Source organism: Dictyoglomus turgidum DSM 6724 (genome assembly GCF_000021645.1).
GTDB lineage: Bacteria > Dictyoglomota > Dictyoglomia > Dictyoglomales > Dictyoglomaceae > Dictyoglomus > Dictyoglomus turgidum.
In genome coordinates this window covers 1-24,240 of the sequence record NC_011661.1, presented here as the reverse complement: position 1 = coordinate 24,240, position 24,240 = coordinate 1, and the positions used below count along the sequence as shown (strand labels likewise).

Sequence of the window (24,240 nt, the reverse complement as noted above, 5' to 3'; positions counted from 1 at the left end):
TTTTTCTCCTCGCCCAAAATCTTTGTTTAAATTATAACATTTTGCTTTTTATTTGAAAAGTCTTATTACTCCAATTACTTTTCCAATTATCTTAAATGGAGGATATATTTCAGAATATCTTGGGTTTGCGGGTTTTAAACAAGGGATGCCATAGTTTTCTGATAAGAATTTTACCGTAGATTCCCCATCTTTTAGTGCTACCACAATTTCTCCTTTTTGAGCGATATCTTGCTTTTGTACGATAATAAGATCTCCGTCAAGGATGTGTGCTCCTTCCATACTATCCCCTTTAACCTTTAATAAAAAGGATTTTTCAGGAATTTTTACAAAGCTTTTAGGAACAGGAATATATTCATCTACATATTCAGGGGATTCTACGGGAATTCCTGCTTTAATGGTCCCTACAAGGGGAAGATAAATTATTTCTTCATTTATTAGATTTCTTAAATAAAATCTGCCCTTTTTATCCTGAGATAGATATCCTTTTTCTACAAGGGCTTTCATATGGAAGTATCCTGAACCTGAGGAATTTAAGCCAAGAGCCTTTGAAACCTCTCTTACTGTGGGAATTCTTCCCTCCTTTTTCCAAAAAGAGGTTATAAAGTCTAATACTTCTTTTTGTTTTTTACTTAAAATACTTTTGGACATTTCTGTTTTGATTATATCATTTTACTTATTCATGGAGTAAGGTGATTATTGAGTACTTGACATAAAAAAGATTTTTAGTAAAATAACAATCAGTTAAAGCTTTTTTGGGTGGCAAGAAAGGAGGTGAAGAGAAGACCTTTAGGTGCCACTCAAAAAAGTAGGCTGGTAAGGTAAGGTTTCGAAACTTACCAGTGAGTTATAAAAAATTATAAAAAAAATCCTAAGGGGGTCAAGGAAAAATGAAGAGATTTGTATGGTTGTTAGTTTTAGCTCTTTTAGTGGTTCCTGCATTTGCTGCTAATGTTAGTACATCAAGCTGGATAGGTGTAGGTTTTCATACAAGATTTCTACCTTTCTCTGATGGTTATGGGTTTGCATGGGGTACTTGGGGTTCTGGAAACTTAACTTTCTCCCTTTCTGGAAGCTCTAATCTTGGTAGCGTGAATGCAACCTTTAAGGTAAATCTACCTTATGATCTTAGTGGGAGTGCATCTCCAACTGGAACAATCACTTTTGCAAAATTATTCAATAATCCATTAACTTTGAGCTTCTATAAAGGAACCTTTGGTGGCCTTTCTACAAGGTTGGTTGGTAATGTTGTATCTTCCACTGCTATAAGTGTGGTTGCCGATATGGCACCTGTTAAAGTGACTGTAGCATACGCTCCAGCGGATACCTGGTGGAAATCTAATTTATGGGCTGATGCGGCTCTTGCTGTAAAAGCTGAGGCCTCTTTATCTACACCAGTAAGCGTATCCCTCTACGGCTTAATTAATAAGGCTGCTACATATACTACAATAAGTGCTTGGGCAGTAGGTGGATCTGTAACTCCAGTTACAGCTCCTGTATCCTTAACAGTATGTGGTGAGGCTGCAAGTAATCCTGAGCAACTTATCGGAGTAACAGTTAAAGCTGTTGAAGGAAAAGTGACTGTAAATGGAAATTATAAACTTCAGGCAAAGACTTTCAAGGTTTCTGTTACTGCTGACAAAGTAGTACCCAATACAACCGTATATGCAGAATACAATACAGCTGAAACTTATACAATATTTGGTTATGTTTCTGCTTCTGCTCCTGTACCAGTTGGATCCTTATCTCTTGGTGCAGCCTTAGCAAATGGTCCAGATACTCTCGTCGGTGGATTTGCAAAATGGTCTGTAAGTCTTGGTGGTGGAGTATCCCATGACTTACTCTTAGGCTATGGCTTTGATTATGATGATTATAGCGCTAACGGCTTCAATAGAGGAAATCTCACAGGTGCAGATAATCTCTGGGGCGTAGATGTAAGAGGTAAATTCTACGCAGAGAGCAAGTTAATGATTGGATTCTAATTACTGAAACCGTAAGCCCTCCCCATGTGGGGAGGGCTTTTTATTTTTTACTACTTTTTCCTTTATATTGGAAAATGAAACAGATCACTTCTTGAAAGATTCCTTTATTTGCTCAAAAAACCCTTTATTATTTTCCACATTTATTCCTCTGATTTTTGCTATCTCGAGAAGGAGTTCCTTTTCCTTTTGGGATAAGCTTTGGGGTACAGTAATTTTTACAACAATTTTTTGATCCCCTCTTTGATTTTTGTTCCTAAGATATGGTATTCCTTTGCCCTTTAGGGTGATTATTTCGCCTGTTTGAGTTCCAGGCTTTATGTAGATTTTCTCCTTACCTTCCAAGGTGGGTACTTCTACCTCTCCTCCAAGGAGGGCAATAAGGTAATCTAAAGGAAGTTCCATCCAAATATTTTCATTCTCTCTTTTAAATATTTTGTGGGGAATTATATGGACATGAATGTATATATCTCCATTTGGGCCTCCATTTTCACCTGGCTCTCCCTCTCCTGGAAGCCTTATCACGTATCCTTCATCAACTCCTGCTGGTATCTTAAATTCAATTTTTCTTTTTTTCCTTACTTTTCCTGTACCATGGCATTCATGGCATGGGTTGGTTATTATTTGTCCTGTACCATGGCATTTAGGGCATGTGGTTATTTGAACAAATTGGCCAAAGGGGGTTTGTCTCATATTTCTTACCTGTCCTGTTCCATTACACATATCACATTTTATGGGGCTTGTTCCTGGTTCTACCCCTGTTCCTTTACAGGTAGGACAGGTTTCAAGCCTTGTTATATATATTTCTTTATTTCCTCCAAAGGCTGCTTCTTCCAAGGTAATGTTTATATCATACCTTAGATCTTGCCCTTTTCTCGGGGCTTTCTCTCTTTCTCTTCTTCTTCCAAATAGATCTCCAAATATACTGTCTCCAAAGAAGCTTTCAAAGATATCTTCAAAATTTCTTCCTAAATCTTCAAAATCAAAACCTCCCGGTTGCCAATTTCCTTGGAAATCTCCATATCCTGAAAAATCCCCTACACTTCCAAATTGGTCATATTGAGCTCTTTTTTGAGGGTCAGAGAGTACCTCATAAGCTTCGTTAATTTCTTTGAATTTTTCCTGGGCACCCGGATCTTTATTTAGATCTGGGTGGTATTGTCTTACTAATCTTCTATATGCCTGTTTTATTTCATCCTGGGTGGCATTTCTTGGCACACCCAGGATTTCATAATAATCTTTTTTTCCAGGCATAATTAGTTCACCTTATAGTCTCCGTCTATGGTTTTTCCTCCGGGATTTTCAGTGCTTTGTCCTTGTCCCGGATTTCCTGCAGTACTTCCTGCTGATTGATACATAAATTGTCCTATCTCTCCAAGGGTTTGAGTAAGTTCTTCCATGCCTTTTCTAACCTGTTCTACGTTTATTCTTTCGGGTTTAATTAATTCTTCTAAGTTCTTTATTTTATCTTCTACCTTCTGTACTATGTCTTTACTCACCTTATCTCCGTAATCTTTTAGAGTTTTTCTTGCAGTATATATAAGATGTTCTGCTTGGTTTTTGGTTTCAATCTCTTCTCTTCTCTTTCTATCTTCCTCTTCAAATCTCTTTGCTTCTTCTGTCATTCTCTTAATTTCAGCTTCAGAAAGTCTTATGGCGTTAGAAATGGTTATTCTTTGCTCTCTTCCTGTTGCTTTATCCTTTGCAGAGACATGAACAATCCCGTTTACATCAATATCAAAGGTTACTTCAATTTGGGGCACTCCACGAGGAGCAGGTGGAATTCCATCTAAGATAAATCTTCCAAGGCTGATATTATCTTTTGCGAGGGCTCTTTCACCTTGTAATACATGGATTTCTACACTGGTTTGATAATCTGCTGCAGTAGTAAAGATCTGGCTCTTGGAAACGGGAATAGGAGTATTTCTTTCAATTATTTTTGTAAACACACCACCAAGGGTTTCAATACCGAGGGAAAGAGGAGTTACATCCACAAGCACAATATCTCTTATTTCTCCACCAATTACTCCTGCCTGAATAGCTGCACCAAGAGCTACTGCCTCATCAGGGTTAACATTTCTTTGAGGTTCTTTTCCAAAGTGTTTCTTTATCCATTCCTGTATACATGGCATTCTTGTTGCTCCACCCACAAGGATTATCTTGTCAATTTGAGATGGAGAAAGACCTGCATCTTTCAAGGCTCTTTCGGTAGGCTCTTTGGTTTTTTCTACCAAGTCATAGGTTAATTCTTCAAATTTTGCTCTTGTGAGTGTATAGGAAAGATGTAATGGAGTATTTCCTTTCATTGCAATGAAAGGAAGATTGATTTCTGTTTGTAATTTTGAGGAAAGCTCAATCTTTGCTTTTTCAGCTGCCTCATATAGTCTCTGTAGGGCAGTTTTATCCTCTCTTAAATTAATTCCATGTTCTTCCATGAAGTTTTCAATCAGCCAGTTTACAATCCTTTCATCAAAGTCATCTCCGCCAAGTCTATTATTTCCTGCAGTAGCTATTACTTCAAATACTCCTTCTCCAATTTCTAAGATGGATACATCAAAGGTACCGCCACCAAGGTCAAAGACCAAAATCTTTTGATGTCCCTCTTTATCAAGCCCATAAGCAAGAGCTGCAGCTGTAGGTTCATTAATTATTCTTACTACCTCAAGCCCTGCGATAGCTCCTGCATCCTTTGTAGCTTGCCTCTGAGCATCAGAGAAGTATGCAGGTACAGTTATTACTGCCTTTTCAATCTTCTCTCCTAAATATGCTTCCGCATCTCTCTTAAGTTTTCTTAAAATCATTGCAGAGATTTCCTGAGGAGTATATTCTTTATCATCAATTTTTACCTTATAGTTTGTTCCCATATGTCTTTTAATAGATCTTATAGTTCTTTCTGCATTAACAATTGCTTGTCTTTTGGCAGGCTCTCCTACAAGAAGTTGTCCATCTTTGGTAAAGGCAACAATGGAGGGGGTTAGTCTACTTCCCTCTGCGTTTGGTATTATCACAGGCCTTCCACCTTCAAGATATGCAATTAGAGAGTTTGTAGTTCCTAAATCAATTCCTACTATCTTCGCCATGTTCATCTACCTCCTTTTTTTGTATCTTTTTTGAGACTATAACCCTTGCAGGTCTTAGTAATCTGTTTTTGAATAAATAACCAGGAGAGATTTCTTTTAAAATGACATTGTCCTCTCCATCAGAAACTTCTTCTATTCCTACTGCCTCATGCAAATTAGGATCAAAATTTTTACCTATTGTTTCCATTTTTACTACACCCTCTTTTTCCAGAAGATTCTCAAATTGTTTATATATCATCTGTACACCTTCTATTATGGCATCTTTCTTTCTTGTATGCTTTATAGATTCTAAAGCAAGTTGAAAGTTGTCCATTATTTCTACAATCTCTTTCAAAAGTCTTGCATTAGCAATTTCTTGCCATTCTTCTTTTTCCCTTCTTAGTCTTTGACGAAAGTTTTCAAATTCTGCTTGAAGCCTTACATACTTTATCTCCCATTCATTAGGGACATATTCTTCGGTTTTTTCCTTTTCTTCATTCTCTATTAGATCCTTTTCTTCCATTTTTATTTCACCTCTTCAAGTTATATTTAGCAGTCTAACAATAAGAGTGCTAAACCATTTATAAGTTTATAATTTATATTTAAAATGTCAAGTTAAGTTGTTTTATAATAGTTCTCATTGACTTTTTTACTCATTTTTATAAAATATATATAGACAAAATATATATATCTTAAAATTACTATTAGGGGGTGAAAAAATGGAGAAAAAGAGAATGGTCATAGAGAGTATCTATTTGAGGAATTTTAGAAATTTCTCCGATTTTAAAACTAATTTTAAGGATGGAATTAATGTAATATATGGTCCTAATGGTTCAGGAAAGACTTCTATTCTTGAGGCAGTTGCTTATTTATCTAATCCAAGATCTTTTAGGGGGGCAAGAGATCATCAACTTATAAAACTTGGAGAAAAGTTTTTTGAAATAAATGGTAAAATTTTAAGTGGAAATGAGTCTCATGAGATTACTATTAGCTATCATCATGATGAAATAAAAAAGGAAAAGATAGCATATCTTGATGGATTTAAAGTAAAGAGATTTAGGGATATACAAGAGATATTTATAGCTATTCCTTTTAGTTTTAAAGATTATGCTATGATAGATGGCTATGCAACTCAAAGAAGAGACTTCTTTGATGATATTTTCTCCCTTTTAGATCTTGAGTATTATGAGATATTGAGAAACTATGAGAAACTTCTTGATGAGAGAAATGATCTTTTAAAAGAAGAGAACATAGATAGAGATTATGTGATATACTTAGCAAAAGAGATGCAGCCCTTGGCTGAAAAAATAGTTGAGAAAAGAGAGACTATGATAAAAGAGTTATCTAAATATCTTGATCCCATGTTTAAAGTGGAATATATCTCTGAATTCAAGGGTAAAAATATAGTGGATTATATTGAGGAGGATATAGCAAGAGGTATAACTACAGTAGGTCCTCATGTACACGATGACTATACCTTCTATTACAAAGGAAATCCTGCCAAGTACTTTGCCTCCGAAGGGCAAAAAAGATTACTTTATCTCTCCTTGGTCCTTGCCTTTAGGAAGCTTATAGAGGAAACAAAATTATATGAGCCTGTATTTCTCTTTGATGATCCCGTTAATGTGTTAGATCCACACTTACTTGAGAAATTTATATCCCATTTGTCTGGGCAAGTTATAATTGCAAGTTTATCTCCACTTCTTGGTGCCTATAATATAGGTCTAACTTTGGAGGGATAGCTTGATAGAAGCGATTTTTAAGAATCTTTGTCCTAACTGTGGTGGAGATATAGCTTCAGAGAGACTTCTTGCGGGGCTTCTCTGTGAAAAATGTCTTCCTAAAGAAGTTCCGCAAGAAGTCTTATGTAATCATATTAAAGAAGAGGATTATGATCTTTGCTCTTTAAAGAAAAAATATGGTGAATGGGAAAGAGTATTTAAGAGCTTTGTTGGTTTTGAACCTTGGGAACTTCAAAAATTTTGGGCTAAAAAACTTCTTCTTGGAAGATCTTTTGCTCTCCTTGCTCCTACAGGAATAGGTAAAACTTCATGGGGTCTTGCTACTTCATTATATTTTGCTAAGAAAAATAAAAAATCTTACATAATACTTCCCACAAAACTTCTTATCCTTCAAAGCTATGAAAAGTTAAAAGACAAAATAAGGGAAGAAGATCTTCTTGTATTTGGTCTTGATGATACTAAAAAAGAAAAGGAAGAAAAAAGAGAAAGATTAGAAAAGGGTGATTTTAAAGTTTTAATTACCTCCTCTATGTTTCTCTATAAAAACGTGGATATTATTCCTAAAGATTTTGGCTTTGTATTTGTGGATGATGTGGACTCTTTCTTAAAAACTGCAAAGAATATTGATAAAGCTTTATATCTTCTTGGCTTTAGCGAAGAAGATATAAACCTTACCATGAGTTATATACGTATGAGGAAAAATGGAGAAGAAGAAGTTAAAAGAATGCAAGAAGAGGTAAGAAAAATAGCTAAGAAGGCAAAAGGAGTTATGGTGGTTTCCTCCGCCACTAGTAATCCAAAATCGGAGAGGATAAGGTTATTTAAAGAACTTCTTGCCTTTGATGTGGGAAGGCCAGTATTTTATTTAAGAAATGTGGAAGATATATATGAGGAAGTAGAAGATCTTAATAAAACCCTTGTGGAAAGGGTAAAAAGATTAGGAAAAGGTGGACTTGTGTTCCTTTCTTCAGATTTCGGAAAGGAATATGTAGACGAAGTTAAAAATTTACTAATAAATGAAGGAATAAGTGCAGAAAGTTATGACAATTTAACTCCTGAGGTTCTTGAAAAATATCAAAAAGGTGAGATTTTTGTTCTCATAGGTATATCCTCTTATAGAAATCCTCTTGCTAGGGGCTTAGATCTTCCAGAGGTTATAAGATATGCTATTTTTTATGGAGTTCCCAAAATTGTAGTAAATCTTGATCTTGAAGGAAATGTAAGGCATCTACTTATAGCCCTTGCCTCTATAAGACCTCTGGTTGCTAGGGATAAGAATTTAGAAAAACATGTAGCTAATTTGGACCGATGGATGAAGACTTTAAAAAGATATTCATCTATGCTAAATCCTCCGAGGGATAAAGTTGAGGAATTAAGAAATATTATAAAAGCTTTTATCCTTTCTCCTGAGGTTTATGAAAAGATAAAAAGTGCCGATGATATTGCCATAAGAGAGGAAAATGGGAAGTGGGTCCTTGTGGTTTCTGATATTACTGGATATCTTCAGGCGTCGGGTAGGACCTCAAGGCTCTACGTGGGAGGAATATCTAAGGGTTTAAGTTATATTCTTGTAGAGGATAAAAAGGTCTTTAATAACTTAGTAAGAAAGAGTAGATGGTGGTTTAGCACAGATATTATTTTTAAAGAGTCAAATACTGTTAATCTTGACGAAATTTTAAAACAGATTGATGAAGACAGAGAAAAAATTAGAAAAAAAGAAGGAAGAAGAGATGACTTTCTGAAGCCTGTATTGGTTATTGTGGAGTCTCCTCATAAAGCATGGACTATTGCAAATTTCTTTGGAAGACCCATTTCAAGAAATGTAAATGGACAAGAACTCTTTGAGGTAATCACTGAGGATAAATATTTAGTTATTACTGCTTCTTTTGGGCATATTTTGGATTTAAATAAAGAAATTGGTTATTATGGGGTTATTGAAAATGGTAAATTTATACCTGTTTACGAACCTATAGAGGGAAAAGAAAAAATTATCTCTGGCATTAGGGATGCCAGCAAGGAATTTGAAATGATTCTTGTGGCAACTGATCCCGATACAGAGGGAGAAAAGATCTCATGGGATCTTAAAAATTTATGTTCTCCCTTTACAAAAGAGATAAGAAGAATGGAATTTCATGAGGTAACTAAGAAGGCAATACTTAACTCTTTAAAAGAATATAGAGATGTGGATGAAAATCTTGTTAAGGCACAAGTGGTAAGAAGGATATCTGATAGATGGGTGGGTTTTGAATTATCTCAACTTATTCAGAGGATATTCTACAAAAACTATCTTTCTGCTGGAAGGGTGCAAACTCCTGTTTTAGGATGGGTAATTGAGAGGGCAAAGGAAAATAAGAAGAGAGTATATTTAGTATTAATAAAGAAAGATGGACTTGATTTGAGATTTGAATTTGAAAATAAGGATGAAGCTCAAAAATTTTACAATGAGCTTAAGTATATAGAGGTGACAAAAGAGACTGAGAAAGTTGAAGAAAAGAGTCCTCTTCCCCCCTACACTACTGATGCCGTATTAAAAGATGCTTCTGATAGGTTTAAGCTTTCGGTCTCAAGAACTATGGAGGTGCTTCAAGAACTTTTTGAAAGAGGGTTTATTACTTATCATCGTACTGATTCTACAAGGGTATCGGATACAGGAATAAATGTGGCAAGAGAATATATAAATGAGCAATTTGGAGAGGAATATTTTAGGGGAAGAACTTGGGGAGAAGGTGGAGCCCATGAGTGTATTAGACCTACCAGGGTTCTTGATGTGGAAGATATTAAAGCCATGATATATTCGGGAGAGCTTGAAGGATTTACTCCTGATCACTTAAAGATTTATGATCTTGTCTTTAAGCGGTTTATTGCCTCTCAGATGAGAAATGTGATATTAAGGGGATATGAGGTTTTAGTGAAAGCCATTGATAAAGAGCAAAAGTTGGATGTTTATGAAGAAGTTGTTCAAAATGGTTTTGATAAAATCTTCCCTATTAAACTTGCTAAAATACCTGAGGGAGAGATAGATGTAGTTAATAACAAGTTCTTCTATAGTATTCCTAAGGTGCCATTGTTTACCCAAGGCTCTCTTGTAGAAGAGATGAAAAAGCGTGGTCTTGGAAGACCGTCTACTTATGCTACTATTGTAAGTAGGCTCCTTGAGAGAGGATATGTAATAGAGAAAAATGGATATCTCATACCTACACCCTTAGGGGAGAAGGTCTATCAATATCTTAATTCGGACCAAGAGAAGTTTCGTTTTGTGAGGGAGGATTTTACTCGAGAATTAGAAGAGCTGATGGATAAGGTTGAAAATGGAGAGAGGGATTATCAAGAAATTCTTAAAAGTTTAAGAAATGAGCTTGAAAAAGTTTAGATTTTATTTTGCTTTATTTGTAGGTAAGTTAATATACTATTCTATGAAAATTCTTAACCTGGATGCTACTACCTTTCCTGGAAAGGTTGCCTTAAAGATATATCCTGATTTTTTAAAAGAAATTTCAAAAAGAATAGGAATAAGAATTCTAATCACTGGGACCAATGGGAAGACTACTACGAATAATCTTTTAAATTATGTGATAAGAAGCAAAGGATACAAAGTAATAGGGAATTTGGAAGGAGCAAATTTAAAAAGTGGTATTGCTACATCCTATATTAAGAATTCAGGGGTTTTTGATTTTGGAACCTTTGAAGTAGACGAAGGTGTTTTCCCTTATGTATATAAGGATTTGTTGCCCCAATATGTGGTAATAACTAATTTTTTCAGAGATCAACTCGATCGTTATGGAGAGATTGATATTACAGTAAATAAAATATTAAATTCCATAAAAGAAAATACCACCCTTATTCTAAATGCGGATGATCCTTTTGTAGCAAGGTTTTCAAGGCTTTCTAATAGAAAGATTTTTTATGGGATTGGAGTAAAGATAAGGGAAGGGGTAGAAGGAATAAAGGAGAGTATATATTGTCCCTTTTGTGGTAGGAAGTTAAATTATGAGTTTTTTAACTATTCTCAATTGGGAAAGTATAGTTGCGAGTGTGGTTTTAAAAATCCTGAATATGATTTTTATATCTCTTCTGCCCATTTAAATGGAATATGGACTATAGAGATATCGGAAAAAAGTAAAAAATATGATCTTACCTTTAAGTATCCCGGAGTATATAACCTTTATAATGTCTTGTCTGCTTATTCTATCTTGAGATTTCTTAATTTTGATCCTTTAGAGACTTCTAATATAATTTCTAAATTCGAATTTAAATTGGGAAGGCTTGAAAGATTTATTTATAGGGGATTTGATAGAATAATAGTTCTTGTTAAAAATCCTGCTGGATATAATCAGGTTTTAGATACTATTAAGGACGATAAAGAGGAAAAAGTTCTTCTTCTTATTCTGAATGATAATATTGCCGATGGAAGAGATGTTTCTTGGATATGGGATGTGGATTTTGAGAAGATAAATGATCTAAAGGGAATACAAAAGATTATTGTTTCGGGTACTAGAGGAGAGGATCTTCTGGTGAGATTAAAGTATGCGGAGATTCCTCGTGAGAAACTTCAACTTGAAGAAAATTTGAAAAAGGCTATAGATTATTCTATCTCTTTTCCTTGTAAAACTTATATACTTCCTACTTATACTGCTCTTTTTAAAAGTAGAAAAATTCTAATAGGAAAGGTTAAAGATGGAGCTTAAAATATACCATATGTATCCTGATCTTTTGAATTTATATGGGGATAGGGGGAATATTATTGTTTTTGAAAGGAGATTAAAGTGGAGAGGTATAAAAGCAGATATTGTAAATTTTACTAGGGATGATGAGAAAGATTTAGAGGATGCAGATATAATTTTTCTTGGAGGAGGATCCGATAGGGAGCAAGAAATACTTTATTCTCATCTTTTTAAATTTAGAAGTCTTTTAAAAGATATGGTTGAAGATGGAGCTTGTATCCTTGCAGTATGCGGAGGATATCAGCTTTTGGGTAGATATTATCTTGATGCCTATGGAAATAAGATTGAGGGGCTTTCCATATTAGATTTTTATACGAGGGCAGAAAAAGGAAGATTAATAGGCAATATTTTAATAGAGAGCAATTTGCCTTTGAAAACAAAGACTATTGTGGGTTTTGAAAATCATGGGGGAAGAACTTATCATGATTATGAGCCCTTAGGAAGGGTTATGAAAGGATTTGGAAATAATGGAAAAGATGAAAAAGAGGGATTAGTTTATAAAAACCTTATTGGAACTTATCTACATGGTCCCATTCTTTCAAAAAATCCTCACCTTGCGGATTATATCATTAAAAAAGCCCTTGAAAGAAAATATAAAAAAGAGATTAATTTACCTGAATTAAACGATTGTGAAGAAATGCTTGCTCATGAAAGGGTAAAGAAAAAAATTTTAAGAGAGGGAAAGCTTTATTTTAGGCTTTCCCTCTAATTAGGGACTACTTTTCAAGAAGGCTTGTAAAGGTGTCGTGATGCTCCTCTTCGTCCTTTAATATATCTTCAAAGAGCTTTGCTGTAGTAATATCTCCTTCTTCTCTTGCCTTTTGAATAATCTTCTTATAAAGCTCAATAGCATTTTGCTCATCCTTTACATCTTGTTCTAACATTTCTTTTAAGGTTTCTCCTATAAATATAGGAGAGGGTTTTGTAGTAGGTATACCACCGAGGTAAAATAATCTTTCAGCAATACTTTCTGCATGTTTCATTTCTTGAATAGCAATTTTTTTAAGCTCATCTTTTACTGCGAAATGTTCAGCCCCTTTCCATTGAACATGTTGCCACATGTATTGAATGGAAACTTGAAGCTCTCTTGCAATGGCATCATTTAAAAGATCTAAGAGTTCTTTAGAAGCCATTTTATTTCACCTCCCTAAGGATAAATTACAACTTTTAATAATATATCACAAACTATTGATCTTTCAAGAAGCTTTTTTAATAAGAGAGAGAAAAAGATAATAGAAGCTTTAAAGGATGTAAACTTACAGATAACAAAGGGACAAATATTGGGCATTTTAGGTAGGAATGGTGCAGGAAAAACCACTTTGATAAGGATTCTTACTACTCTTTTACTTCCTACAAGTGGAAAGGCTTTTGTTCTTGGTTTTGATGTAGAAAAGGAATTTAATAAGATAAGGTCTAAGATAAATCTCGTCTCAGGAGGCGAAAATCCAGGGTATGGAATACTCACCGTAAGAGAGAATCTTTTTTTCTTTTCTCAACTTTATGGGCTTAATCTAAGGGAAGCAAAAAGAAAAATTGATTTTTATATAAAGGAATTTGGACTTAAAGAAAGAGCAGAGAGCCTTCTTAATACTCTTTCTACAGGCGAGAAACAGAGATTGCAACTTATGAGAGGATTAATAAATGATCCTGAGGTACTTTTCCTTGATGAACCTACAGTAGGGCTTGATGTGGAATCCGCAAGATTTATAAGAAACTACGTGAAAGAATGGGTGAAAGAAGGGAATAGGACAGTAATTCTTACGACCCATTACCTTTCAGAAGTAGAAGAGCTTTGTAAATACATAGCTATTATTGATAAGGGTAAAATCCTTGCCTTAGATACGCCCATGGGATTAAAGGCTATGGTACAAGAGGATATAGTTTATGAGATTGAAGTCTCATATAGCGGTGATTTAGATCTTAATGAGATAAGAGGAGTTAGACTTATTGAGAAAAGATTTCTCGATGGAAAAATTTATATAAAGTTTTCTTTGAGGGAGGAAAATTTAATAAGCAATGTTCTTTCTTATATTAATGAAAAAGGAGAAAAAATTCTATTTTTGAGGAGGAAAGAACCATCCTTAGAGGAGGCTTTTATAAAGATTGTAGGAAGAAGGACATCAAAAGGGATCTTTTCTGGATCCCTTTTGATGTCCTTCTTCCCCTTCTTGGAGTGAGCACCTTTGTATTTATATATAAATCTCTTAATGTGCCTGATTTTGCTTATGCCTTTGTTATTCTTGGTGGAGCCATGATTGCTTATTGGCTTAATATTTTGTGGTCTATGGCATCTCAACTTTATTGGGAAAGGATGACAGGAAATCTTCCTATCTTTTTTATTGCACCTTGTTCCATAAATAGTATCCTTATAGGCATGGCCCTTGGCGGTATGGTAGCCGCTTCAGTAAGAGCTATTTCTATTCTCATCCTTGGTATTTTGATTTTTAAAATTCCTGTAGATTTTAGTAATCTTTCTTCAGCTCTTTTTATCTTTTCAATAACATTGATAGCTCTTTATGGTCTTGGTATGATGCTTTCTAGTGTTTTTCTTCTTTCGGGAAGAGAGGCTTGGCATCTTGCAAGTCTTCTCCAAGAGCCTATCTATCTTTTTTCTGGGTTTTTCTTTCCTGTAAAAGTTTTTCCTTTTATTATATCCTTTTTATCTTCTTTGCTTCCCACCACTTTAGGACTTGATGCTTTAAGACAAACTTTGATTTTAGGAAGTAAACCTTTTGCTTTTTTAACAGTGGAGTTAGAAACAGTTATACTTCTTTTCTTATCTGGCATTTACATAGGAGGTTCCTTTTACCTTGCTAAAAGAATTGAGACCATAGCGAGAAGAGAGGGAAGATTAATCGTAAGATGGCAATAGTAAGAAGGTTTTATTCTCTTTTGGTTCTTGGGTGGAAGATATGGACTAATTGGACTGAGTGGTACTGGTTTTTACTATATAGTTTTGTAAGACCTCTTTTTATGGTGGAGATTTTATTCTTAGTGGTTTATTTCGCAAGGGGCAAAGAGGCTATGGATTACTTTTATTTTATTCTTGCAGGGAATCTTTTGTTTTACATTTTAAGTGGTACCAGTTCGGGAATGGTTTGGACAATTTTTGATGATAGAAATTTCTATGAGACTTTAATTCCTATCTATATTGCGCCAGGAAGTTTTTTGTTTAAGATAATCGCTAGGTCTTTTGGGGTAGGTTTTTCTGAGATGTTTAGTGCTTTTGTGATTCTTTTTCTCTTCATATTATTAGGTTCATCTTATCAGTTATCTCACAGCTTTTTCTTGTATGTCTTTTTGTTCCTATTAGCAGGCATAGGTTTTGGTCTATTTTTAGCATCTTTTTCTCTTTTTATGGGAGAGGGTGCTAATTATTTGATAGAGGGAACAGTTTCTGCTCTTCAACTTCTCTTAAGATTTCTCTCCTTTATAAACCCTTTTCTCTACCTTATAGAGGGGGGAAGAAGATCTATGGGACTAAAATCTCTCTTTTTGAATCATATCTCTTCTCAACAACTTCTAGTTTATAGCCTGCTCACTACTTTTTTGAGTTTAATTCTGGGGATAGGTTCTTTTAATTTAGCAGAAAAAATTTCAAAAAGAAGAGGAACCTTGACAAGGAAGGTCAATTATTAAAAAGGGAGGACAGTGTCCTCCCTAGATCTATTCTTTTGCTATTTTTACAAGAAGAGGCAAAAGTTCTGTTCCTTTAATTTTCCCAATGCTACCTTTACTACAAGCACTTTCTCCAAAGTAGGTAAGACCATCAGGAGTAATTCCATTGGTAATAATCATTAGTGGTACTGGATCTTCGGAGTGGGACTTTAACATACAAGGGGTAGCATGATCTGCAGTTACAGCTATAACCACTTTTGAAAAGTCAAGCTTAGGTAAGAGACTTTCAAAGAAAATAGAATCAATATCTTCTATACTTTTGATCTTTTTATCATAATCCCCATCATGTCCAGGTACATCAGGACCTTTTAAATGGGCATATACTCCATCATAGTGCTCTAAAGCATAGATTACCTTATCTGCCCAAAGCTTGTAATTGGTAGCGTCTTCTATAGGTACTTCTTTCATTCCAGTAAGGAGTGCAATTCCTCTTTCTACAGGCATCTCTACAATACTTCCAAAGGTAAGCCCATAAAGCTCTTGTAGAGTTGGGACCTTAGGAAGAGAATCTCCTGCATCTCTTAATAGAATTATATTTGCAGGTTTTTTACCCTCTGCCTTTCTCTTTTTGTTAATTTCAGAATTTTTTAGTACTTCAAAGGCTTTAATTACGAACTCATTGGTAAGTTTTGCAGCCTCTTTTGCTTCTTCAGAATCATCAAGGGGGATACATTTTTGTACTTCTGATGGAGGATTGGAAATGGCAATACTATAAGGTCCATGTCTCTTATACCCGGGATCTATATTTTCCACATTGGCAGAAAGTTTTCCTTTTTTGCTCCTTATAACCAGAACTCCTCTATGTCCTACGGTGGCTTTAAAGATAAATTCTGCATCTTCCAGCTTTACTTTTTGATTTACCTCCTCTGCAAGGGCTTTTGCCTCTTCTGTAGATAAATTTCTTCCTGCTCTTCGATCAAGGATCTTTAAGGTTTCTTCGTCTACTGTTGCAAAATTGGCCCTCCAAGCAAGATCTCCATCTCTAACTTCAATATCTGCTCCATGGGCTTCTAAGGGACCTCTTCCAGTGTAATATTTATCCACATCATAACCAAGAATGCTTAAAACTGCTGCGTCAGACTCAGGAGCAATATTGGGACCTATAGGATACATGAGACCGAGTTTTGCTTTTTGGGCTAAACGGTCCATGTTAGGAGTTTTTGCGACTTCTAATTCGGTTTTACCATTGAGCTTCGGATCAGAAGTTCCTCCTAAGCCGTCAAGCACCACGTATAAAATTTTCTTCATCAAAATCCTCCTTTCTTTTTAAGCATCCATATTTTTATCATTATAAGTAAATTTTATCATGGAAACATATTAAAAATAAGTTAAAAGAGTTCTTGAAATTTATTTCATATTTGTGGTAAATTAAAGTTAATGCTTTAAGAGCAAAAGTAGTAGGGGGAAAGAAGGGATGGAAGTTTTTCAATGGATTAAATCAAAGGATTTATTTTTATCTTGGTTTTCTAACGAAGTAAATTATCCTGTGTTTTTCACTGATGATAAATTAAGGTTGATCTTTTACAACAAAAGCTTTGAAAAGTTTTTTGAAATCAAAGATCAAAAAATTATGAATAAGCCATTACTTGAGGTACTTCCACAATTCAACGATAAGGCTATTTATTATTCAAGAGCTTTGAGCGGAGAGAGGATTGTCCTTGATGAGAATTTTGAGGAAGTAAAAATTACTCCTATAAAAATGAATGATAAAGTAGTAGGAATAATAACAGAGATTCTTGATAAAACAGAAGAGGTTGTTTTTCAAGATATCTTTAATTTAATAAAGGGTTTTAATAAAAAGGATACTAAGGAATTAGAAAAGGAAATATTTAATACTATTTTAAAGGTTTTTAAGGCAAAATTTGGATGTATTGCTCTTGTGGATAATGGAGATCTAAAAATAAGACACTATTCAGAACCTATAGAAGCAGAATTAAAAAAGGACGATGAAAGATATCCCTTTTATCATGTGATAAATAAGGGAAAGATCCTATATTACCCAGATATGCGTAAAACTACAGTAAGAAGTGTAACCCTTAGGACTCTTTCTGCTATTGCTATTCCTCTTAAGAAAAGTAATTCCTTATTTGGAGTACTGCTTTTGGAATTTAAGGAAAGAGATCCTCTTGACGATAGACTAATATCTTATCTTGAGGGATTTTCCAGTTATCTATCGGGAATAATTTTTGAGAACATATTATGGGAAAATTATAAAGAATTAGAAGACCGCTATAGATTACTTGCTGAGCAATCTTTAATAGGAGTTTTTATTTCTCAAGAAAACAAGATGGTCTATATAAACCCTCAACTTGTAGAAATTCTTGGATATCCCTTTGAGTTAAATGACATTACGGACTTTTTAAAGATCATTGCAGAAGAGGATAAAGGAAAGTTTTTACACCGAATACGTGTACTTAGAGAGAGAAAACTTGATTATGTGATTGATGAGTTTAAAGGCATAAGAAAGATAGATGGTAATACAGTATATTTTGAACTTTGTGCTGTGAATACTACTTATAGAGGAAAGCCTGCTATTCTTGGTACCGTTTTAGATATTACTTATAGAAAGCAGTTAGAAGAAGAATTGAAGAAGATCTCTAATACTGATCCTTTAACAGGACTCTATAATAGGCGTGGTTTTATTACTCTTGCTGAACATACCATGGGCCTTGCAAGAAGATTAAAAAAGAACTTAATTCTAATCTTTATAGATCTTGATAACATGAAATGGATAAATGATAATTTAGGTCATAATATTGGGGATTTGGCTCTGAAAGAGACTGCAGATATACTGAAAAAAACTTTTAGAGAGAATGATTTGATAGCAAGAATTGGAGGAGATGAATTTGTTATTCTTGGAGTCGTAGAGAAGGAAGAGGATAAAGATGAGATTTTAAATAGGTTAAGACATAAGGTTGAAATATCGAATCAAAGGAAGGATAAAGCTTATAAACTTTCTTTGAGCATTGGTACAGTTTTTTATAATCCTGAGTCTCCTTGTAGTATAGAGGAGCTCTTGCAGATGGCAGATAAAATGATGTATGAAGAGAAAAAGAGAAAAAAAGAGGCAGGGATAAATAATTATTAGTCTTTATTTATGTAACTTTTATCACTTTTTTATATTCCTTTTACTGCTATAATTTCCTGTAGTGAGAACATATTAAGGGAGGGATTTTTTATGAGAAGATTGCTTTCTTTGTTTGTCCTTGTTTTTGTTTTAATAATGTTAAGTGGGGGGGCTGCACAAGAAAAGATACAGATTCAACCCGAGAGAGAATGGGAGAAAATAATTATAGTTCCTAATCCTCAACCTGTTTTAAATTTAGATCTTTGGTTGAATAAACCCGAGGGAAGCGTATATAAAGTGGGAGAGAATTTAATAATTTATGTAAAGGCAAACGATGATGTTTATTTATATCTATTTGACATAACTCCTGATGGTCAATTTAAGTTAATATTCCCAAATTCTTATTCTAAGGATAATTTCATCAAAAAGGATAAAACTTATACTTTTCCAGATAAACCCACTTACAGCTTTAAAGTAACTCCACCTTTTGGAAAAGAGTATGTAGTAGGGATAATTACTAAGAAACCACTTGAAATATTTCCTGGTAAAAGATTTGAAAGTATGGCTCCAGGAAGTGTTATAGAAAAAAAAGTAGAAACGGCCCTTGAAAATTTGCAGAAAACCTTGAGGAAAGAAGAGGGTAAAACCTGGGCCCAGAGTGTAACCTATTTTTATGTTCAGGAAGCTCAAGTAAGATCAAAGATTAATATTTACTCTAATCCTTCGGGAGCACAGGTATACTTAAATGATGAGTATCAAGGTACAACTCCGTTAACCTTAATGTTACTTCCAGGGAATTACAGGGTAACTTTAAAGAAAGAAGGATATTTAGATTATTCCACCAATATAGTAGTTCAAGAGGGAAGAGATAGAGAATATACTTTTAATTTGCAACCTGCTTATGGAAATTTGAGAATAGAGACAGAACCAAGAGGTGCATCGGTATATCTTGATGGAACTTATAGAGGATTAACTCCTTTAATTTTATATAATATTCCTGCAAAGACCTATCAGCTGAGAATTGTATATTCAGGTTATCAAGAGAGAATAGAAACTATAAAAGTAGAGCCAAATAGAACTACATATCTCTCCTACTCTTTAGTTCCGCTCTATGGCTCTTTAAGTGTGAATTCAGTGCCTCAAGGTGCTGATGTCTATCTTAATGGAGTCTATAGAGGGAAAACCCCTATTGTAATCAATAACCTTAATCCAGGTAGATATCAACTACAGCTAAGACTAAGTGGGTATAAAGATTATATAGGATTTGTAGATGTCTATTCTGGGCAAGTTTCAAACTATAATTTTACTTTAGTACCTCTTTCTGCTACCTTAAATATCTTCTCAACACCATCCTTCGCGGATGTATATATTAATGGAGTATATAAAGGTAAAACTCCCTTATCCATAACGGATCTTTCTTCTGGCTCCTACTCTGTAAGGGTTACTCTTTCGGGCTATGAAGATTACTCAGAGACGGTTTATCTTAATCCTGGAGATGTAAAACAATTAAATGTTACCCTTAAGCCTATATCTTCTGAAGTCAATGTAGACTCTCAGCCAAGGGGAGCAAGAGTTTATGTTGATGGAAAATATCAAGGTACAACTCCCATCACTTTATATTTAAGAGAAGGTAGATATACATTAACTCTCTCCTTAGAGGGGTATAATGATCTTAATACGGAAATTGTAGTAAAACCAAGGGACAAGGTAAGTTATATGTTTACTCTTGTTCCCGTTGTGGTGACTAAGACTTATTACCTCAACTTTACAAAGGGTGGATATGATGGTAATTTAATAGTTTTAAGAGCTGAAAATGTATTTATGGACAAAGAAGGCAAAGAATATGCCCTTGTAATGAGACCTTCTGGAGTTTTTGAAGTGAAAGTTCCTGCTCCTTTCAATTTTAAGGATATAATACTGAGTATAAACCTATTCTTTGAAAAAGATGAAAAGAAAAAATCCATTTTAGATCCCATTCTTATAGTGCTTGTAAATGGAAAACCTATAACCCTTCCTATGGGATTTGAAGATAAGGATTATGTTATTGTTAAATGGAATATAAAAGATTATTTTGACCCAAGTAAAGAAAACATCATTACTCTCAGAATATTGCAAGATGCATTAAATAATGTTAGATTAAAGGAAATAGTTGTGGAAGGAAAATAGAAAATTAGGGGAGAGAATTTTCTCTCCCCTTTATAAATTAAAAATGAAGATTTGTCCTTGTTGCGGAAACATATTAATTCCTAAAAAAAGTTCTTGCCCACTATGTAAGATACATAGAAGTAGATCAATGCGAACATTGTGGTAGAATATGGTTTGATAAGTATGAACTCTATTCTATGAAACCTGAAGAGGTGGAAAAATTTTCCATTGAAAAAAGTATAAAGTCTTTATGCCAACCCTCTATATGCCCTAACGACAAAAGTCCACTAATGTTATTAAAAGATCCTCTTATACCTAAGGATATAGTTATTTATTACTGTGAGCAATGTTTTGGGATGTGGCTTCCCTTAGATTCCTTGAGAAAGTATAAGGCATATCAAAGGAGTAGAAAAGAGAGTTTTAACAAAGAAAGTAGAGAAAATCTTCCTAAGGAGCTTGAAGAAAAGATTGATCTTCTTTTAAAAAAGGGAGAAGAAGATTTAAAGAAACAAAATGAATTTGAGCTTGATTATAAAATGTCTCAGTTTGTTTCTGTAGTACTTTTGATTTTAAAGATTTTATCCTATTTCATTAAAAGATAGGAGGGATTTTATGCAAAATTTTCCTGATTTCCAATTTCCCAAAAATAATTTATCCATAAAAACAATTTTTACTATCATTATTGTAGTTATCTTATTGGTTTTGGTTTTTTCAAGCTTTTATTTTGTGGGACCTGCGGAGGTAGGAATAGTAAAGAGATTTGGGAAGATTATTGGTATGTATGATCCCGGTATTCATTGGAAGATTCCCTTGATAGATCAGGTTATTAAAATAGATGTTTCAGCAATAAGGAGACTTGAAATTGGTTTTCGCACTATAACCTTGGGACCTCCTCCTCAATATAGAGATGTGAAAGAGGAATCTCTTCTTTTGACCAAGGATGGTAAAATTGTGGATTTAGATTTTGTGGTTCAATACCAGATAACTGATGCTGTATCTTATCTTAGTAATGTGAAGGGAGAAGAGAAACTTCTTCGTGACCTTGCTCAGGCTTCTATGAGGCAAATCGTTGGAGGGTATGAATTTGACGAGATTTTAACAGTTTCTAAGGAAGAAATTCAGAATAATGTAAAAACTCTTTTGCAAAATTTATTGAATAATAACAATTTTGGTGTTAAGATTGTGAATGTTCAACTTCAAGACGTAGTTCCCCCAGAGCCTGTCCAACCAGCATTTCAAGATGTAATAAATGCAAAATCAGAAAAGGATAAACTTATTCTTGAAGCTCAGGCATATTACAACCAGATTGTTCCCGAAGCAGAAGGTCAAGCGGCAAAAATTATTGCCGAAGCAGAGGCTTATATGGACCAACAAATAGAGAGAGCAAAAGGCGATGCTCAAAGATTTAAAGCACTACTTGAAAGATATAAAAACTCTCCATCTCTTATAAGGACAAAGCTTTATTTAGAGGCTATGGAGATGGTGCTTCCAAAAACTAAGATTATTATAATTGATGATCCCAAGGGATCTATGAAAATATATAGTTTTCCATCAGAGCTTTTCACAAGTACCATAACTCTTCAAGAGGGGGATAAAAAATGAAGTATGTTTATTTAGGTGTAATTCTCTTTATTATTTTATTTATCTTGATTTTTTCCATCTTTATAGTTGATATAACAAATCAGGCTGTGGTCCTTGAATTTGGAAAGCCAGTAAGGGTGGTAAAAGAGCCTGGTCTTTATTTTAAAAAGCCCTTTGTACAGGAAGTAATATTTTTTGAGAAAAGAATTCTGCAATATGATTCAGAGCCTACCATAGTGGTTACGAAGGATAAAAAGTCTATGATTTTGGATTCTTTTGCTCTTTTTAAAATTTATGATCCCATATTGTTTTTAAAGACAGTAAGAAATGAACTGGGAGCTCAGGCGAGGCTTGATGATATTATCTATAGTGAGATGAGAAGAGTGGTAGGGCAGTATGACTTTGATGATATAGTTTCTAAGAAAAGGGAAGAGGTATTTGAAGAGATAACAATATCATCAAGGGAAAAAGCAAAGGAACTTGGTATTGAAATAAGTACCGTTAGAATGAAAAGGGTGAGTGTTCCTGCGGAAAATCTCAAAAAGATATATGATTCCATGACAGCAGAAAGACAAAGACAGGCTGCTCTTTATAGAGCAGAGGGGCAAAGGGAGGCTCAGAGAATAAAGTCGGAGGCAGAAAAGAAGAGAGTAATTATTCTTTCAGAGGCATATAGAAAGGCTCAGGAGTTAAAGGGGAAGGGTGAAGCAGAAGCAAGCAAAATACTTCAAACTGCTCTATCTTCAGATCCCGAATTTTATCAGTTTCTTAAAACCTTAGAGCTTTACAAGAGCACTCTTCCTGGTAATGTGTTGATAATTACTCCTGACTCTGAGCTTTTCAAATATTTAAGGAAAAAATAAACTTAAGAATTAGAGTTAGAGTTTCTTAATCGATTTTGTATATCTTGTATAGCCTTTTTAATGGAAAGATCTGTTTGATAAAGTTCCTGGATCTTCTCATAGGCGTGAAGTACTGTGGTGTGATCTCTTCCTCCTAATTCTTCTCCAATTTTAGGGAGGGAGAGGTCAGTTAAAGTTCTTGCAAGGTACATGGCTATTTGTCTTGGAACAGCTATTTCTTGAGATCTTCCCTTACCTTTTAACTGTTCAACAGTAATATTAAAGTATTCAGCCACAGCTTGAAGTATATTTTGGATAGTTATATTCTTTATCTGAGGTTGAATTATATCTTTAAGAACGGTTTTTGCAAGTTCAAGATTTATAGGCATATTGTTTAAAGAGGCAAAGGCTATGGTTCTTATTAAAGCTCCCTCTAATTCACGAATATTAGATTGGATTTGAGAGGCTATAAACTCAATAACCTCATCAGGTACTTTTGCTTTTTCAGCTTCGGCTTTCTTCTTTAGTATGGCTATTCGGGTTTCAAGATCTGGAGGTTGAATATCTGCAATTAATCCCCACTCAAAGCGAGATCTTAATCTATCTTCTAAGGTTGGAATTTCCTTTGGAACCCTATCACTGGTGAGTACAATTTGTTTTCCAGCTTCATAGAGAGCATTAAAAGTATAGAAGAATTCTTCTTGTGTTCTTTCTTTTCCTGCCAAAAATTGGATATCATCTATTAAGAGTACATCAATATTTCTATATCTATTTCTAAATTTTGTCATACCATCTTCTTTTATGGCGTCAATAAGTTCCACAGTAAATTTTTCCATAGAGGCGTAAACTACTCTTGCCTTCGGGTATTTTTCTTGAATAGAGTGACCAATAGCATGAATAAGGTGGGTTTTACCTAATCCTACTCCTCCATATATAAGGAGGGGATTGTAGGCTTTACCAGGGTTTTGGCTCACCGCTAATGCAGCTGCGTGAGCGAATCTATTGCTATCTCCTACTACAAAAGTATCAAAGGTATATTTAGGATTTAAATTGTTATAAGAGGTAGAAAGATATTCTACTTTCTTATCCTCAGGAATATTCTCTTCTTTTTCTTCGGCAAGGATCTCTACTTTAAAATCCTTCTGGGTTACCTTTCTTATTACCTCTTCTATAAGAGGAAGGTAATATTCTTCTAACCAGTCTTTTGAAAATTTATTTGGAGTTTGTAGAACTATTTTGCTACCCTCAAGGGTGAGAGGTTTGAGGGTTTTTATCCATGTTTCAAACCCAGGTCTGCTAATCTCTAAGGAAAGATAAGAAAGAGCCTCTTCCCAAATGCTTTTTATGTCATCCATAATACAAATCTCCAAAAGTTTTTAATTTGAGACAAAAATAATTTTATCAAATGAGATTTTTTATTACAATTAAA

Annotated in this window: 20 protein-coding genes; 13 read left to right on the top strand and 7 right to left on the bottom strand. The window is 34.3% G+C overall.

The features are described from left to right. Positions 1–48: 48 nt before the first annotated feature. Positions 49–648 (bottom strand): transcriptional repressor LexA, encoded by a 600-nt coding sequence (gene lexA, locus DTUR_RS00100; RefSeq protein WP_012582447.1) that lies wholly within the window; start codon positions 646–648, stop codon positions 49–51. A gap of 239 nt (positions 649–887) precedes the next feature. Between lexA and DTUR_RS00095 the strand changes: the two genes are divergently transcribed. After that, entirely contained in the window at positions 888–1,979 is a 1,092-nt protein-coding gene (locus DTUR_RS00095; RefSeq protein ID WP_012582446.1) for a hypothetical protein, read from the top strand. 84 nt (positions 1,980–2,063) lie between these two features. Here DTUR_RS00095 and dnaJ read toward each other — a convergent pair whose 3' ends face one another. The 3 genes from dnaJ to DTUR_RS00080 are packed head-to-tail and all read right to left on the bottom strand — an operon-like array spanning position 2,064 to position 5,558. Continuing rightward, positions 2,064–3,230 carry a molecular chaperone DnaJ gene (gene dnaJ / locus DTUR_RS00090; protein WP_012582445.1) on the bottom strand — a complete coding sequence of 389 codons (1,167 nt, stop codon included), beginning with the start codon at positions 3,228–3,230 and terminating at the stop codon, positions 2,064–2,066. Positions 3,231–3,232: 2 nt separating this feature from the next. After that, positions 3,233–5,056 carry a molecular chaperone DnaK gene (gene dnaK, locus DTUR_RS00085; RefSeq protein WP_012582444.1) on the bottom strand — a complete coding sequence of 608 codons (1,824 nt, stop codon included), beginning with the start codon at positions 5,054–5,056 and terminating at the stop codon, positions 3,233–3,235. Continuing rightward, positions 5,034–5,558: a nucleotide exchange factor GrpE gene (locus tag DTUR_RS00080; RefSeq protein WP_012582443.1), complete on the bottom strand. Its 525-nt coding sequence runs from the start codon at positions 5,556–5,558 to the stop codon at positions 5,034–5,036. The genes dnaK and DTUR_RS00080 overlap by 23 nt, the downstream gene beginning before the upstream one ends. A 196-nt stretch (positions 5,559–5,754) precedes the next feature. Between DTUR_RS00080 and recF the strand changes: the two genes are divergently transcribed. Genes recF through DTUR_RS00060 form a run of 4 tightly spaced genes read left to right on the top strand, consistent with a single transcriptional unit; the run spans position 5,755 to position 12,207 of the window. Continuing rightward, on the top strand, positions 5,755–6,777 hold the full coding sequence (recF, locus tag DTUR_RS00075; protein WP_012582442.1) for a DNA replication/repair protein RecF: 1,023 nt from the start codon (positions 5,755–5,757) through the stop codon (positions 6,775–6,777). 1 nt (position 6,778) lies between these two features. Next, positions 6,779–10,147 (top strand): reverse gyrase, encoded by a 3,369-nt coding sequence (rgy, locus tag DTUR_RS00070; RefSeq protein WP_012582441.1) that lies wholly within the window; start codon positions 6,779–6,781, stop codon positions 10,145–10,147. Beyond that, positions 10,128–11,462: a Mur ligase family protein gene (locus tag DTUR_RS00065; protein ID WP_012582440.1), complete on the top strand. Its 1,335-nt coding sequence runs from the start codon at positions 10,128–10,130 to the stop codon at positions 11,460–11,462. Before rgy ends, DTUR_RS00065 begins: the two co-directional genes overlap by 20 nt. After that, a complete protein-coding gene (locus DTUR_RS00060) occupies positions 11,452–12,207 on the top strand; it encodes a type 1 glutamine amidotransferase (protein WP_012582439.1) in 756 nt (251 codons plus the stop codon). Before DTUR_RS00065 ends, DTUR_RS00060 begins: the two co-directional genes overlap by 11 nt. A gap of 7 nt (positions 12,208–12,214) precedes the next feature. On the opposite strand, the gene DTUR_RS00055 is transcribed toward DTUR_RS00060, so the two are convergent. Next, entirely contained in the window at positions 12,215–12,631 is a 417-nt protein-coding gene (locus DTUR_RS00055) for a ferritin-like domain-containing protein (RefSeq protein ID WP_012582438.1), read from the bottom strand. A gap of 24 nt (positions 12,632–12,655) precedes the next feature. Between DTUR_RS00055 and DTUR_RS00050 the strand changes: the two genes are divergently transcribed. Genes DTUR_RS00050 through DTUR_RS00040 form a run of 3 tightly spaced genes read left to right on the top strand, consistent with a single transcriptional unit; the run spans position 12,656 to position 15,137 of the window. Then, positions 12,656–13,675, top strand: coding sequence for an ABC transporter ATP-binding protein (locus tag DTUR_RS00050; protein WP_012582437.1), 1,020 nt, complete (start codon positions 12,656–12,658; stop codon positions 13,673–13,675). Next, entirely contained in the window at positions 13,672–14,370 is a 699-nt protein-coding gene (locus tag DTUR_RS00045; protein WP_012582436.1) for an ABC transporter permease, read from the top strand. Before DTUR_RS00050 ends, DTUR_RS00045 begins: the two co-directional genes overlap by 4 nt. Then, the gene (locus DTUR_RS00040) at positions 14,361–15,137 is read left to right on the top strand and encodes a hypothetical protein (protein WP_012582435.1); all 777 of its coding nucleotides are present in this window, start codon (positions 14,361–14,363) and stop codon (positions 15,135–15,137) included. Before DTUR_RS00045 ends, DTUR_RS00040 begins: the two co-directional genes overlap by 10 nt. 27 nt (positions 15,138–15,164) lie before the next feature. Here DTUR_RS00040 and DTUR_RS00035 read toward each other — a convergent pair whose 3' ends face one another. Next, positions 15,165–16,424 (bottom strand): BPG-independent phosphoglycerate mutase family protein, encoded by a 1,260-nt coding sequence (locus DTUR_RS00035; protein ID WP_012582434.1) that lies wholly within the window; start codon positions 16,422–16,424, stop codon positions 15,165–15,167. Positions 16,425–16,590: 166 nt separating this feature from the next. Between DTUR_RS00035 and DTUR_RS00030 the strand changes: the two genes are divergently transcribed. The 5 genes from DTUR_RS00030 to hflC all read left to right on the top strand — a co-directional run bounded on the left by DTUR_RS00030 (position 16,591) and on the right by hflC (position 22,832). Further along, positions 16,591–18,264, top strand: coding sequence for a diguanylate cyclase (locus tag DTUR_RS00030; protein ID WP_012582433.1), 1,674 nt, complete (start codon positions 16,591–16,593; stop codon positions 18,262–18,264). 90 nt (positions 18,265–18,354) lie between these two features. Beyond that, on the top strand, positions 18,355–20,409 hold the full coding sequence (locus DTUR_RS00025) for a PEGA domain-containing protein (RefSeq protein ID WP_012582432.1): 2,055 nt from the start codon (positions 18,355–18,357) through the stop codon (positions 20,407–20,409). A 176-nt stretch (positions 20,410–20,585) separates the two neighbouring features. Continuing rightward, the gene (locus DTUR_RS00020; RefSeq protein ID WP_012582431.1) at positions 20,586–20,990 is read left to right on the top strand and encodes a TFIIB-type zinc ribbon-containing protein; all 405 of its coding nucleotides are present in this window, start codon (positions 20,586–20,588) and stop codon (positions 20,988–20,990) included. A gap of 10 nt (positions 20,991–21,000) precedes the next feature. Beyond that, the gene (gene hflK, locus DTUR_RS00015) at positions 21,001–21,990 is read left to right on the top strand and encodes an FtsH protease activity modulator HflK (protein ID WP_012582430.1); all 990 of its coding nucleotides are present in this window, start codon (positions 21,001–21,003) and stop codon (positions 21,988–21,990) included. Further along, entirely contained in the window at positions 21,987–22,832 is an 846-nt protein-coding gene (gene hflC / locus DTUR_RS00010; RefSeq protein WP_012582429.1) for a protease modulator HflC, read from the top strand. The genes hflK and hflC overlap by 4 nt, the downstream gene beginning before the upstream one ends. A gap of 2 nt (positions 22,833–22,834) precedes the next feature. Here the strand turns inward: hflC and dnaA are convergent, their stop codons facing one another. Continuing rightward, the gene (dnaA, locus tag DTUR_RS00005) at positions 22,835–24,166 is read right to left on the bottom strand and encodes a chromosomal replication initiator protein DnaA (protein WP_012582428.1); all 1,332 of its coding nucleotides are present in this window, start codon (positions 24,164–24,166) and stop codon (positions 22,835–22,837) included. Positions 24,167–24,240: the final 74 nt, after the last annotated feature.

Bases quoted from the DNA above. Each gene is read 5' to 3' on its own strand.
- DTUR_RS00065 (WP_012582440.1), top strand. From the start codon at position 10,128: ATGAGCTTGAAAAAGTTTAGATTTTATTTTGCTTTATTTGTAGGTAAG.
- DTUR_RS00060 (WP_012582439.1), top strand. From the start codon at position 11,452: ATGGAGCTTAAAATATACCATATGTATCCTGATCTTTTGAATTTATAT.
- DTUR_RS00040 (WP_012582435.1), top strand. From the start codon at position 14,361: ATGGCAATAGTAAGAAGGTTTTATTCTCTTTTGGTTCTTGGGTGGAAG.
- DTUR_RS00035 (WP_012582434.1), bottom strand. From the start codon at position 16,424: ATGAAGAAAATTTTATACGTGGTGCTTGACGGCTTAGGAGGAACTTCT.
- dnaA (WP_012582428.1), bottom strand. From the start codon at position 24,166: ATGGATGACATAAAAAGCATTTGGGAAGAGGCTCTTTCTTATCTTTCC.
- DTUR_RS00025 (WP_012582432.1), top strand. From the start codon at position 18,355: ATGAGAAGATTGCTTTCTTTGTTTGTCCTTGTTTTTGTTTTAATAATG.
- DTUR_RS00030 (WP_012582433.1), top strand. From the start codon at position 16,591: ATGGAAGTTTTTCAATGGATTAAATCAAAGGATTTATTTTTATCTTGG.
- dnaJ (WP_012582445.1), bottom strand. From the start codon at position 3,230: ATGCCTGGAAAAAAAGATTATTATGAAATCCTGGGTGTGCCAAGAAAT.
- lexA (WP_012582447.1), bottom strand. From the start codon at position 648: ATGTCCAAAAGTATTTTAAGTAAAAAACAAAAAGAAGTATTAGACTTT.
- hflC (WP_012582429.1), top strand. From the start codon at position 21,987: ATGAAGTATGTTTATTTAGGTGTAATTCTCTTTATTATTTTATTTATC.
- DTUR_RS00020 (WP_012582431.1), top strand. From the start codon at position 20,586: ATGAAACCTGAAGAGGTGGAAAAATTTTCCATTGAAAAAAGTATAAAG.
- recF (WP_012582442.1), top strand. From the start codon at position 5,755: ATGGAGAAAAAGAGAATGGTCATAGAGAGTATCTATTTGAGGAATTTT.
- DTUR_RS00080 (WP_012582443.1), bottom strand. From the start codon at position 5,558: ATGGAAGAAAAGGATCTAATAGAGAATGAAGAAAAGGAAAAAACCGAA.
- DTUR_RS00095 (WP_012582446.1), top strand. From the start codon at position 888: ATGAAGAGATTTGTATGGTTGTTAGTTTTAGCTCTTTTAGTGGTTCCT.
- hflK (WP_012582430.1), top strand. From the start codon at position 21,001: ATGCAAAATTTTCCTGATTTCCAATTTCCCAAAAATAATTTATCCATA.
- dnaK (WP_012582444.1), bottom strand. From the start codon at position 5,056: ATGGCGAAGATAGTAGGAATTGATTTAGGAACTACAAACTCTCTAATT.
- DTUR_RS00055 (WP_012582438.1), bottom strand. From the start codon at position 12,631: ATGGCTTCTAAAGAACTCTTAGATCTTTTAAATGATGCCATTGCAAGA.